General features: G+C 49.4%; 13 protein-coding genes and 3 tRNA genes. 3 read left to right on the plus strand and 13 right to left on the minus strand.

Annotated features, from left to right (window positions below; genetic code table 11):
- Positions 1 to 39: 39 nt before the first annotated feature.
- The 13 genes from panB to T496_RS0106430 all read right to left on the minus strand — a co-directional run bounded on the left by panB (position 40) and on the right by T496_RS0106430 (position 12235).
- The gene (panB, locus tag T496_RS0106370) at positions 40 to 861 is read right to left on the minus strand and encodes a 3-methyl-2-oxobutanoate hydroxymethyltransferase (protein ID WP_027450008.1); all 822 of its coding nucleotides are present in this window, start codon (positions 859 to 861) and stop codon (positions 40 to 42) included.
- 15 nt (positions 862 to 876) lie between these two features.
- Positions 877 to 1527 carry an HAD family hydrolase gene (locus T496_RS0106375; protein WP_027450009.1) on the minus strand — a complete coding sequence of 217 codons (651 nt, stop codon included), beginning with the start codon at positions 1525 to 1527 and terminating at the stop codon, positions 877 to 879.
- A 69-nt stretch (positions 1528 to 1596) separates the two neighbouring features.
- Positions 1597 to 2160, minus strand: a complete 564-nt coding sequence (locus T496_RS0106380; RefSeq protein ID WP_027450010.1) for a manganese efflux pump MntP — start codon at positions 2158 to 2160, stop codon at positions 1597 to 1599.
- Between the two features lie 2 nt (positions 2161 to 2162).
- Positions 2163 to 3602 carry an NADH-quinone oxidoreductase subunit N gene (locus T496_RS0106385; protein ID WP_027450011.1) on the minus strand — a complete coding sequence of 480 codons (1440 nt, stop codon included), beginning with the start codon at positions 3600 to 3602 and terminating at the stop codon, positions 2163 to 2165.
- A 13-nt stretch (positions 3603 to 3615) separates the two neighbouring features.
- Positions 3616 to 5124, minus strand: coding sequence for a complex I subunit 4 family protein (locus T496_RS0106390; RefSeq protein WP_027450012.1), 1509 nt, complete (start codon positions 5122 to 5124; stop codon positions 3616 to 3618).
- Positions 5125 to 5130: 6 nt separating this feature from the next.
- Complete coding sequence (gene nuoL / locus T496_RS0106395; RefSeq protein ID WP_027450013.1) at positions 5131 to 7119, minus strand: NADH-quinone oxidoreductase subunit L; 1989 nt, start codon at positions 7117 to 7119, stop codon at positions 5131 to 5133.
- 6 nt (positions 7120 to 7125) lie between these two features.
- Positions 7126 to 7434: an NADH-quinone oxidoreductase subunit NuoK gene (gene nuoK, locus T496_RS0106400; RefSeq protein WP_027450014.1), complete on the minus strand. Its 309-nt coding sequence runs from the start codon at positions 7432 to 7434 to the stop codon at positions 7126 to 7128.
- 3 nt (positions 7435 to 7437) lie between these two features.
- Positions 7438 to 7956 carry an NADH-quinone oxidoreductase subunit J family protein gene (locus tag T496_RS0106405; protein ID WP_027450015.1) on the minus strand — a complete coding sequence of 173 codons (519 nt, stop codon included), beginning with the start codon at positions 7954 to 7956 and terminating at the stop codon, positions 7438 to 7440.
- A gap of 9 nt (positions 7957 to 7965) precedes the next feature.
- Positions 7966 to 8511 (minus strand): NuoI/complex I 23 kDa subunit family protein, encoded by a 546-nt coding sequence (locus T496_RS0106410; protein ID WP_027450016.1) that lies wholly within the window; start codon positions 8509 to 8511, stop codon positions 7966 to 7968.
- An 11-nt stretch (positions 8512 to 8522) separates the two neighbouring features.
- Positions 8523 to 9611, minus strand: a complete 1089-nt coding sequence (gene nuoH, locus T496_RS0106415) for an NADH-quinone oxidoreductase subunit NuoH (protein ID WP_027450017.1) — start codon at positions 9609 to 9611, stop codon at positions 8523 to 8525.
- Positions 9612 to 9621: 10 nt separating this feature from the next.
- Complete coding sequence (locus T496_RS0106420; protein ID WP_027450018.1) at positions 9622 to 11184, minus strand: NADH-quinone oxidoreductase subunit D-related protein; 1563 nt, start codon at positions 11182 to 11184, stop codon at positions 9622 to 9624.
- Positions 11181 to 11894 (minus strand): NADH-quinone oxidoreductase subunit B, encoded by a 714-nt coding sequence (locus T496_RS0106425; protein ID WP_027450019.1) that lies wholly within the window; start codon positions 11892 to 11894, stop codon positions 11181 to 11183. Before T496_RS0106425 ends, T496_RS0106420 begins: the two co-directional genes overlap by 4 nt.
- Positions 11885 to 12235: an NADH-quinone oxidoreductase subunit A gene (locus T496_RS0106430; RefSeq protein WP_027450020.1), complete on the minus strand. Its 351-nt coding sequence runs from the start codon at positions 12233 to 12235 to the stop codon at positions 11885 to 11887. The genes T496_RS0106425 and T496_RS0106430 overlap by 10 nt, the downstream gene beginning before the upstream one ends.
- Before the next feature lie 264 nt (positions 12236 to 12499).
- On the opposite strand from T496_RS0106430, the gene T496_RS0106435 reads away from it, so the two are divergent.
- From T496_RS0106435 to T496_RS0106445, 3 genes are all read left to right on the plus strand, one after another.
- Positions 12500 to 12586 (plus strand) — tRNA-Ser (locus T496_RS0106435).
- 10 nt (positions 12587 to 12596) lie between these two features.
- Positions 12597 to 12671: transfer RNA gene (locus T496_RS0106440), tRNA-Glu, on the plus strand.
- A gap of 18 nt (positions 12672 to 12689) precedes the next feature.
- Positions 12690 to 12761, plus strand: a tRNA-Glu gene (locus tag T496_RS0106445).
- Positions 12762 to 12836: the final 75 nt, after the last annotated feature.

Here is a 12836-nt window from a genome sequence, read left to right on the forward strand (position 1 = left end):
CGTTAGATAGTTTTTTAGTCTTTAATAATATGTTTGTTTTTAATAGGATTCCTTTTCGTTGGGGAAGTCACCACTCTTCACGTCTGAGACATACTGGCCAATTGCATCGGTCATCACCTCATTCAGATTAGCATAGCGACGCAAGAAACGGGGTGAGAAGCCCTGAGTCATGCCCAGCATATCGGCTACAACGAGAATCTGACCGTCACAACCATTACCGGCACCAATACCGATAGTTGGAACGCTGATCTCGTCGGTCACCTGCTTAGCCAAAGCAGCGGGCACCTTCTCCAGGGTTACGCCAAAACAACCGGCCTCTGCCAGCGCCTTTGCATCAGAAATGAGCTTAGCAGCCTCGCGATCCTCCTTAGCACGAACTGCATAGGTGCCAAACTTATTGATGCTTTGTGGGGTCAGTCCCAGGTGTGCCATCACGGGGATACCAGCATCCAGAATAGCCTTGACGGTATCGAGAATCTCTACACCGCCCTCCATCTTCACGGCATCACAGCCACTCTCCTTCATGATACGAATAGCATTGGTAACACCATCGTGTACTCCGGTCTGATAGCTACCAAAGGGCATGTCGCAAACCACGAGGGCGCGCTTCACAGCATTCACCACCGAACGAGCATGATAAATCATCTGATCCACGGTCATAGGCAGTGTGGTAGAGTTGCCCACCATCACGTTAGAAGCTGAATCGCCTATCAGGATGCCGTCGATACCGGCCTTATCTACTATACCAGCAGTAGTAAAGTCATACGACGTAAGCATCGAAATCTTTTCACCTTTCTGTTTCATCTCGATGAAGCGGTGAGTAGTCACCTTGCGTTCATCTGATACTAAGTATCCTGCCATTTTTCTATACAATAATTAAGCGTTAAATAGTTGAACAAGGCTGTCGTACGACAGTCCTTTATAGTTGGCTATCTGAACATCAGATAGCGGTTTGATTGATTCTTCTGAATTGGTTGTGGTCAAGCCGACTACAAACATATTGGCTGCCCTACCCGATTTGAGCCCATTGAAGCTGTCTTCAAAGACTACACACTCTGAGGGGGCTAAAGAGAAGCGAGCAGCTCCTTTCAAATAGCAATCTGGCGATGGTTTGCTTTCGGCAAAGTCCTCACTCGTCAGAATGGCATCGAAGAGCTGCTGGAATTCCTTTCTGGCGCGAAAGACGCTCTGCATCTTGGGCTGATTAGAACTTGTCACCACGGCTGTCTTTACACCATGAGCACGCAAGTCGGCCACAAAATGTTCGAAGCCTTCTACATACTCGAAAGCCATCTGTGCCTCGAAATCATTGAGGCGTTGAGTAATAACCGCACGCTCTTTCTTCAAGTCCCCACTCCACCAATGCTCGTATATCTGATCCAGTGTCTGACCCTTTATCTCGTGTTCCAATCCTGGATATTCGGGATGATACAGGCGGCACTGTTCTCCCCAGAAAACAGTGTACTGTTTCTCGGTATCAAAAACAACGCCATCAAGGTCAAACAAAGCTGCTTTTATTGCTTTCATCTTCTAACTTTTCTTTTTCGACTGCAAAATTACAAATAATTAGCGAGATAAAAGCCATATTTGAGAAGATTAACTCAACAACACCTTTACACCAATAGCAATAAGAATAATGCCACCTAACAACTCGGGACGTAAGAAACGGTTTGCTAAATTTCCAAAACGCAAGCCCAATAAATGGCCTACTACGCCAAAAAGGAAAGAGCCAAGACCTATCCAAACCAATGGCACTACTAATGATGTAAGGCTCGTATAGCCCGTTACAGCCAACGAGATGCCAACGGCTAAGGCATCGATACTGGTGGCTACTGCCAGTAGCAACTGGGTGCGAAGCCTGCGGGGATTGAATGTCTGATGCTCCTCGGGCAAGAACGATTCGCGAATCATCTTTCCACCAAGAAAGGCCAATAAGCCAAAGGCAAGCCAATGACCAAAGCTTTCTACATAGCGAGTAAAATGCCCCATCAAAAGCCAGCCAATCAGCGGCATCATAGCTTGGAAGAAGCCGAATAGGAAACTGATCTGCAAAATCACGCGCCATGACTTGACGCGAAGAATAAAGCCGCTTGCGATGGATACCGTGAAGCAGTCCATCGCAAGCGCTATTGAAAGTAGTATAATATCTAGTAAACTCATCATTACAAAGCTACTGCAGCCTTGTCAATCCACTCATAGATGCATGAGCAAACGCCAAACAACAGGATGCCAATTGTACAGATCGCAAGGCTCCAATTGATAGCTGCACCATTCTTAAAGGTTGGCAGTGGCTCTTCGGTCTTGGTGATATACATTGCTTTTACAATCAGCAGATAGTAGTAGAGCGACACTACCGTATTAATCAAGGCTATAAACACCACAAAGTATGGCCAGAAGGGCGCACTCTCATGACCTCCTACTGCAGCCATGAACACAAAGAACTTTGAGAACATACCTGCAAAAGGAGGAATACCAGCCAATGAGAACAGAGCCAGCGTCATCAGTAGCGACAACTTAGGATTGGTGGCATAGAGTCCATTGTATGCAGCCATATCGGTGCGACCTCCATTACTCTCCTCTACCGCGCTGATAACAGTGAACACAGCCATATTAGCTGCCACGTAAACCAGCACGTAGAAGGTTAGGGCGGTCAGGCTCTGTGCAGAGTTGCCAATCACAGCCAACATGATATAACCGGCCTGAGAGATTGACGAGAAGGCCATGAAGCGCTTCAACTCGGTCTGACGGATGGCGAACAGGTTACCTACTGTGATGGTCAGCATGATGACAATCCAAAGCAGGGGCTCCCAATACTCTACCAGACGACCGAACACGTGCATCAAAATGATTGCCAGCGTCAGCGTGGCAGCACCCTTTGATACAACACTCAGATAACCGGTGATTGGGGTTGGTGCACCTTCATAGGTGTCTGCTGTCCAGAAGTGGAACGGAACCAAGGAAATCTTAAAGCCCAAGCCACTGAAGAAGAATACCATACCCATAATAGTGAGTGGTGTCAGCTCAATTGAAGCAGCCATATCGTCGAAGTACAACGTACCCACAGCACCATAGAGGAACGAGATACCATAGAGCATCACACCACTCGAGAATGTAGCTGTGAGGATATACTTTGCTGCAGCCTCGGCTGATTTCTTCTTATAGCGGTCGAAGGCCACCAGACATGCCATAGGCACTGAAGCCATCTCCAAGCCAAGGAAGAACAGCAGGAAATGACCTGCAGACATCATCATGTACATGCCCAACAGCGTAGAAAGCACCAGCATATAGAACTCACCAGAGAGTTTCGTGTTGGAGGCCATCCACTTCTGCGACATAACAACCACGATAAAGGTACCCAGTGTCAGAATGGTCTTCATCACATTAACGATAGGAGAAGACACATACATTCCTCCAAAAGCCGTAGCAGGCTCTGCCAGGAAGCAAGGCACCAGCTGGCACAACAGCAGTGCACCAGTCAGCACGCCAAGCACAAACGTCTTGCGCTCGCTCTTATACAGTGCAAAGTCGGCAAAGAATACCAGCACCAAGGCCAGCATCAGGGTGGCCTCAGGAATCATATTTAAGAATTGTGAATAGTTCATCTTTACTACAGTATTACATTACACCAATTGAACGAAGAATGTTGCCTGCTGCTGGCGAAATCATGTCGCTGAACAGGAAAGGACATACACCCAGACCTGCCACGCAGAAAATCAGGCAGATCACTGCAAAGCGCTCATCCCATGTAGCGTCTGTCAGTTCGAGGTAGTGCTTGTTCTCAACCTCACCATACAGAATCTTGCCTACCACACGCAGGATATAAACGGCTGTCACCACAATAGACATACATGCAATGATAGTAGCAACCATACGGAACGAGGTATCTGGGTCGCCAGCCAAAGGCTTAGCGCCAAACGAACCCACGAAGATGGTCATCTCGGCAATGAAGCCTGAGAAGCCAGGCAGACCCAAGTTGGCCAAACCAGCAATCACATAACCTACAGCCAGGAAAGGCATAATCTTCATCAGACCGGCCAACTCACGGATGTCACGTGTGTGTGTACGTCCGTAGATCATACCAATCAGCGCAAAGAAGAGGGCTGTCATCAGACCGTGAGACAACATCTGCAGGATAGCACCTGTAACGGCTGTCTGCGACATCATCAGAAGGGCAAAGAGCACCAGTCCACAGTGAGATACTGAAGAATAGGCATTAATGTACTTCAGGTCGGTCTGCACACATGCTGAGAGGGCACCATAAACCACAGAGATGGTGGTCAATATCAAGAAGATCCACGACAGATCCTGTGCGGCATCTGGCAGCAGATACATGGCGATACGGAAACAGCCATAGCCTCCCAACTTCATCAGCACGCCTGCGTGCAACATGGATACCGCTGTAGGTGCCGAAGCATGACCGTCGGGAGACCATGTGTGGAAGGGGAACAGAGCGCCCAGCACACCGAAACCAATGAAGATGAAGGGGAAGAACACATTCTGAATATCAGGATCGATGTTGTGCATAGCAGCAATCTCATTGACATTCATCGTGGTATGACCACTGAAGTAGTAGATACCAAGGATACCAAGAATCAGCAATGCAGAACCACCCATCAGCATCAAGGTGAGTTTCATAGCTGAGTACTCCTTGCGGCCGCTACCCCACACACCAATCAGCAGATACATAGGAATCAGAGCTACCTCGTAGAACATGAACATGGTGAACATGTCTGTGCAAATAAAGAAGCCATACACACCCGTAGAAAGAAGGGTGAACCACAGGAAATACTCCTTGGTCATGGGCTTCAACTGCCAAGAGGCAAAAGTACCGGTGAACACGATGATGCTTGACAAGAGCAGCATAACGACAGAGATGCCGTCCACACCGACGCTATAAGCGATGTTCAGAGGCTCGAACCAAGGTGTCGATGCCACCAGCAACATCTCGTCGGTATTGCCTGCACTACGCTCGCTTACGAAAAAGTAGCAAAGCCATATTGACAGGACCAGCAGAAGTGACGAACCGGTCACCATCACACCACGCACCTGATTGACATTGCGGGCTACCCACAATCCCAAAAGCATCAGGGCTGGAATCAGTACAAATAAACTAAGTATATTCATATCGCTTTAGATGCATAAAAGGATTAATGTTAATGCAACGGTGCCAGTCAGGAACCATACTGCATACTTACGTACGTCACCGCTTTGCCAGCTACGAAGGCTCTCGCCTCCCTCATTGGCACCCCATGCCAGGAAGTTGAACGTACCATCCACAACATGACGGTCGAACCAAGCAATTGGTGTAGAGACACAACGGAAGATAATACGATGAGTCACATACTGCCAAATCTCGTCCTGATAGAAACGCTTATAGGCTGCACGGTGCAACTTGGGGAACGTCTTGTACAGGCGGTCGGCTATAGGCTGACTCTCACCCTTATAAATATAGGTGGCCAGACAAATGCTCAGAATAGCAATCACGGTAGAGGTGGCTGCAATCTGTGTGTTGAAGTGGATGGTGTAGTCGGTACCAGCTGCAGAAACGAAGCTGCCAAACGAACCGCCCCAACCAGCAAAACCAGCGATGGTGGTGTAAATGCCCACACCGACGGTAATCACTGTCAGCACAATCAAGGGGATGGTCATGGTCAGTGGAGCCTCGTGTGGTGTATGATGTGCATGTGCCTCCTTGTTCTCAGTACCCCAGAAAATACCGTAGTACAAGCGGAACATGTAGAAGGCAGTCATGGCAGCGATACCTGTCATAATCCAACCCACCACAGGACTGTACTCCATGCAGGCGGTGATAATCTCATCCTTTGAGCTGAAGCCCGAGAAGAAGGGGATACCAGCGATGGCCAGACACGAAATCAGGAAGGTGATATGTGTGATAGGCATATACTTACGCAAGCCACCCATCAGCGCCATCTCGTTGCTATGAACAGCATGGATAATGCAACCGGCTCCCAAGAACAGGCAAGCCTTGAACATAGCGTGGGTGAACAGGTGGAACATACCAGCCATATAACCCAGCTGTGCATGGTTGTCGAGCACCGCACCATGATGACCAGGCAGCGATACACCCAGGGCCACCATCATAAAGGCAATCTGAGAGATTGTAGAGAAGGCCAGCACACGCTTGATGTCGCTCTGGGCACAAGCCACAGCAGCTGCATAGAAAGCGGTAATCACGCCCACCCATACCACGATACTCATGGCCTGAGGTGCATATTCAATCCACAGGGGGAACATACGTGCAATCTGGAACACACCAGCCACAACCATCGTAGCGGCGTGAATCAGTGCCGATACAGGTGTTGGTCCTTCCATGGCGTCTGGCAACCAGATGTGCAGTGGGAACATGGCACTCTTACCAGCACCACCGATGAACATCAGTACCAGGGCAGTAGGAATGATGAAACCACCAGCAGCCACCGCTTTTGCGATGTTACCCTCGATGAAGGGTGTTGTGCCCTGCCCCATCACGATATCGCCAGCAAACGAGAAGCTGAACGAATCAGTGAAGTAACCAAAGGTCAGGATACCCACGAGGAAGAACATATCGGCAAAGCGGGTCACGATGAATGCCTTCTTACTGGCTGCGATAGCAGGCTTCAAAGGATAGTAGAAACCGATGAGCAGATAAGAAGAGACACCCACCAGCTCCCAGAACATATACATCTGGAAGATGTTGGTGGCCAACACAAGACCCAGCATAGACATGGTAAACAGGCTCAGGAATGCGTAGTAGCGCTGGAAGCCCTTTTCACCATGCATATAGCCAAACGAATAGATGTGAACCATCAACGACACCGTAGAGATAACCACAAGCATCATCACCGAGATAGGATCCAGAAGGATACCCATATCAAAGTGCAGATTACCGAGTGGCAACCAGGTGAAGTTATAAGGTACGATAGTCTGGTAGATACCATTTACACGGTCGGCCGTGAAGTAAGCAAAGGCCGTCCAGTAAGACAGGAGTGTAACCAGCGACAGCGAACAAGTGCCAATCAGTCCGGCAGTCTTGTGCTGCATCTTCATGCCAGCCAGTCCTAACACAAGGAAGGACAGCAGCGGCAGAAGCAGAATCAAATAAGATAATTCGTAGATCATAGCGTTTTATCCTTTCATGTTAGTTATACTTTCCACGCTATCGCTCTTGAAGTTACGATAGACATTGATAATAATTGCAATAGCCACAGCACTCTCAGCCGCACTGACACCAATCGAGAACAGGGTCATAAAGAAGCCCTCGAACTCGCCAGGGAACAGCAGACGGTTGAATGCAGCAAAGTTGATATCTACGGCATTCAGTACCAGCTCAATAGAGATGAGCATGGCAATCAGGTTGCGACGGGTGACGAAGCCGAAAACACCAATAAAGAACAAGAGTGCACTCAGCACAAAATAACATTCTACAGGTACCATAGCTTAATCCTCCTTTTTACGTGAAACAACCAAACCGCCGATGATACATGCCAGCAGGAACACTGAGATAAACTCGAAAGGCAGTACATATTGATACTTATCGCTACCCACCAGTGCATGACCTATCTCTTTCATAGGCACCTCTGTATCGGGCATCATGCCTCCCCACAGAATGAAGTTGTTCTTCAGGAACACCATGACGACGGTAGCCAGGCTGACCAGCGACACGAGGCCACCCCAGAGCATACGTGAGCACTTGACGCGCTCAACCAATCCCTGAAGTGTACGCTTACTAACAAGCTGAATAGCAAATACATATATCATGGTTACACCACCAGCATAGACAGCTATCTGGGCAGCACCAAGATAAGTATAGTCAAGCAGGAAGTAGAGACCTGCTACGCCAAAGAGCACAAACAACATGAATGTTGCAGCTCGCATGATTCGCTTCGTCATCACGCACAGCAAAGCTGAACCCAGGATGACTACTGCAAGAATGCAAAATACTACTAAATTTGCCATAGTCTTTCTTTACTTCTTTTTCGTGTTAAACTTACCAACCTGCCATTCGGCACCACCATCCTGAATGTTGGGCAGCGAACCGCCCTGATACACTTCCTTGTCCAGGTGGAGCACCAATGCACCTCTGTCGAACGTAGCGTTCTCGAAGTCATTCGTAAACTCGATAGCATCAAAGTTGCAGGCATTGGTGCACAACTGACAGAACATACAGTCGCCCAGGTCGTACTGATAGTCGTCGAGCACCTTTTTCTTCTTTCCCGTCTCAGGGTCTTCAGCCATGTGGGCCGTTATCTTAATGGTACCATTAGGGCAAGCCTTCTCACATAGTGTGCAGGCCGTGCATTTGTAGGCACCGTCTTCATTACGTTTAAAGACCAGGCGTCCACGATGACGCTTAGACACGTGGAGCGTTGTCTTACGGTTCTCTGGGTACTGCTCTGTTGACTTGTTGGTCCAGTAGTCCTTGAAGTATTCACCGAGGGTGACCTTCATACCGGTGGCCAACGTCTTGATGCCGTGTCCCAGCTCTCCGAAATATGATTTATTGTTTTCCATTTTGCTTCACCTTATTTAATATAAAGACCTAAAGCCACTACGACTGTCATCAGCACCAGGTTGATGAGTGCCATAGGCATCAGATACTTCCACTCCAGCTTCAGTATCTGGTCGATACGCAGACGTGGGAAAGTCCACTTAATCCACATCAGCAGCCATACCAGCAGGAAGGCCTTACCCATGAACCACACGATACCGGGGATGTACTGCATCACCTCGTCGAAGGCCTCTACACCAATCTGGATAGGAGCCCATCCGCCCAGGAACACAGTAGCAGCGATACCTGCAATGATAAACAGGTTCAGGAACTCTGCCAGATAGAAGAAGCCGAAGCCCATACCGCTGTATTCGGTGTGGTGACCGGCTGTCAGCTCACTCTCAGCCTCTGCCATGTCGAAGGGGCCACGGTTGGCCTCAGCATTACCAGCAATGAGGAACACCACGAAGGCAATCAGTGCGGGCACATGTCCCTGCACGATGAGCCATCCCCAAGGACCGCTCTGTGCCTCCACGATACCACTCACCTGCATCGTACCTGTCAGGATGACTGCCGTGATCAGACACAGACAGAGTGACATCTCGTAAGAGATCATCTGCACAGCCGAACGCATGGCCGATACCACCGAGTACTTGTTGTTAGAACCCCAACCTGCCAGGAAGATGCCTACCACGCCAATCGAAGAGATGGCTGTGAGCAGGAACACACCTACGTTGAAGTCCAGGATATGAGCACCGCGGTTCCAGGGCAGGAAGCAGAAAGCGCCTACCGAACCGAAGATGACCAGGAAGGGAGCTACGATGTAGAGCAACTTGTCGGCCTTATCCACAAAGAAGATCTCCTTGATGAGCATCTTCAGTACGTCGGCAACGACCTGCAGCAAGCCCCAAGGACCTACGCGCACCGGGCCGATACGGCACTGGAAGTAAGCGCAGACCTTACGCTCCATGAAAATCAGAATCATAGCGATGACCGAGTAGGCACCCAGCACAGCTGCGCCCACGAGGACACACTCAATGAGTATGGCCCAGAAGTCGCCCAGTCCCAACGTCAGCGTCAGCAGGTCGTGGAACCAGGTGGTCACCTGTGAAAAATCGAATATATGTTCCATACTATCTATCAATATCAGGTATAACAATGTCGATGGCAGCGCCAGTGGTCACCAGGTCGGCAATCTTCTGTCCGCGCAGCATCGGATCGAGTGCTCCAACGAGCGAGAGACCCATAGGACGCATCTTCATGCGGTAAGGGCTCTTGTCGCCCTTTGAGTCGAGATAAACACCAAACTCACCGGCAGCACCCTCCACAGAGAAGTACCACTGTCCCTCGGGCACCTTGATGATAGGCTTCTGCTTCACGTAGAAGTCGCCCTCAGGAATATTGTCGATGAGCTGTTCGATGATGTTCAAGCTCTGATACATCTCGTTGATGTGCACCATATAACGACCCATAGAGTCGTTGCTGGTCTCCAGACACTGTTCGAAGTCCACCTTGCCATACATATCGTAGGGGTGGTTCTTGCGCACGTCGTTCTTCCAGCCAGAAGCACGTCCGGCAGGACCTGTCACACCATAGTTGATACAATCCTCTAGCGACATTGGACCCACGTTCTCCAAGCGGTTGTGTGTGATGATGTTATTACCAAACACATCCATATACTCCTGAATCATGGGGCGCAGATACTTAATCAGGTCCTTCACGTTCTTCACGAAGTTAGGATCGATGTCGTCCTGCAGACCGCCAATGCGATAGTAGTTCTGAATCAGGCGTCCGCCGGTGGTCTCCTCCATCACGTTCAGCACGTGTTCACGATCGCGCATGCCATAGAGGAAGGCTGTGAGTGCACCCAAGTCCTGAGCACAGCATGAGGTGAACAGCAGGTGGCTGTCCAGTCGCTGCAGCTCGTCCATGATCGTACGGATATAGTGAATACGGTCGGTCAGCTCCACCTCCATGGCCTCTTCTATGACGCCCACCAGAGCGTGGCGCTGCATCATGGCACAGAGGTAGTTCAGACGGTCGGTCAGGGCCAGGGTCTGTGGGTAGGTCATAGACTCCCACATCTTCTCAATACCACGATGGATATAACCCAAGTGAGGATATACGCGCTTCACGGTCTCACCCTCCAGCACGGTCTGCAGACGCAGCACGCCGTGGGTTGAGGGGTGCTGAGGACCGATGTTCACCACGTAGTCGTCGTTCGTAAACAGGCGGTTCTCCTTCACGTGCAGTTTGCCGTCCTTGTCCAGACTGTACTCCAGTCCGTAGTCGGGCTCCTGGTCGTCCTCCAGCGTATATTCGTTTGTAGCCTTGAAGTCCTTACGCAGGGGGTAGCCCTGGAAGTCGTTACGCAGGAAGAGGCGACGCATGTCGGTGTGTCCCAGGAACTTAACGCCCAGGAAGTCGAACACCTCGCGCTCCAGCAGGTCAGCACCTTTCCACAGGTTTGTCACCGTGGGGATCACGCTCTCACCATCCACTACCTTGGCAATGGTCTTCACGCTCGTGCGCTCATGCGTGTTCGTATTCTCTAATATATAGACACAGCCCAGGCCTTCCTCGCCAAAGTCTTCGCCGACGATGGTCACCAGGAAGTCGAAGCCCTTCTGGTCTTTCAAGTTCTGCATTTCCTTAGCGAACTTCTCAAAGTCAAATGATAAGAACTCTAATTTCATGCCTGCTCCTCCTTCTTTTCTTTTAGTTCTTCTACAAAATCCTGGGGTACATCGGACACCACGATAGTCTCACGACGATGGTCGCCTAAGCGACGTGCCACGAGCTCCTCATTAGATACGCCCAACTCACGTTCGTCCTTGTTCTGCTTGTGGTTGGCACCGCCAAAGAACTTCTCCACCTTCACCTTACGCTGCAACTGCATCATACCGTAAAGGATAGCCTCCGGACGTGGAGGACAGCCAGGGATAAACACATCCACGGGGATGATTTCCTCAATGCCCTTCACTACGTGATAACTGCCTTTGAAGGGACCGCCGCTGATAGCGCAGCCACCTACGGCCACCACATACTTTGGCTCGGCCATCTCGTCGTACAGACGCTTCAGCGCAGGAGCCATCTTATGGGTTATCGTACCAGCACACATGATCAGGTCGGCCTGACGTGGAGAGTTACGCGTCACCTCAAAGCCAAAGCGTGAGAAGTCGTAACGTGAGCAACCACAAGCCATAAACTCGATACCACAGCATGATGTGGCAAAGGTCAGCGACCACAGGGAGTTAGAACGGCCCCAGTTGATCATCTGGTCCAGTGTACCTGTCACCACGTTGACACCGCCTTCGTGCAGCTCGTCAACCAGTTTCTCCAGCGACGCGTTGTCTTTGAACTCGTCGTATGGGATAGCCTTGATTTTCGGTTTTCTTACTTCCATTCCAAAGCTCCTTTCCGCCAAGCATATGCCAGGCCTAATACCAATACCAACAGGAAAAAGCCGATAGACAGCAATGCCATCGTACCAAACTCTTTCACCACAACTGCCCATGGATAGAGGAAAACAGTTTCCACATCGAACATGAGGAATAAGATGGCAAACAAATAGTAGCCCACGGTGATGGGAATCCAGCTACTGCCACGCGTAGGAATACCGCACTCAAACGGCTCTCCTTTCACCTTATTATAGGAACGTGGTCCCAATAGCTTTGCCACCACATAGGCGCCTGCCACCAGAGTAATAGCTGTCAAAACGACAGTGATTAACAAAGTGAAATTCATAAAGATATTTTTGTAATAACAATATTGTTCTTTTTCGTTAGCGAGTGCAAAAGTAACAAATAAAACTCAAACAACAACACAATTCAGTAAAAAAGTAAAAAATAAAAATAAACGCGCACGCATAAGGAGGGTGACAAAGGGCATAAAACGAAACTTTTTTTGAAAATTATGCCGAGAAAATTTGCAGGTTCAGAAAATTATGCTTACCTTTGCACCCGCATTTGAGCGAGAATGCTTTTCGGAGACCCACAAGGGAACAACCGAGGAAGTTTGGGTGAGTGGCTGAAACCAGCAGTTTGCTAAACTGCCGTACGGGTTCCCGTACCGGGGGTTCGAATCCCCCAGCTTCCGCTCCGAGTCTGGTCGATTCATCTAATGGTTAGGATACAAGATTCTCAATCTTGGCATAGGGGTTCGATTCCCCTATCGACTACCACTTTTTATCAACAACCATGGTCGATTCATCTAATGGTTAGGATACAAGATTCTCAATCTTGGCATAGGGGTTCGATTCCCCTATCGACTACTAAAGACTTCTTTTCGCAAGAAAGGGAGTCTTTTTTTGTTTTGGGACTTTTTCTAGCTTCATTTACTAAAAAGC

Origin of the sequence: Xylanibacter brevis P6B11, assembly GCF_000621825.1 — a bacterium.
Classification (GTDB): domain Bacteria; phylum Bacteroidota; class Bacteroidia; order Bacteroidales; family Bacteroidaceae; genus Prevotella; species Prevotella brevis.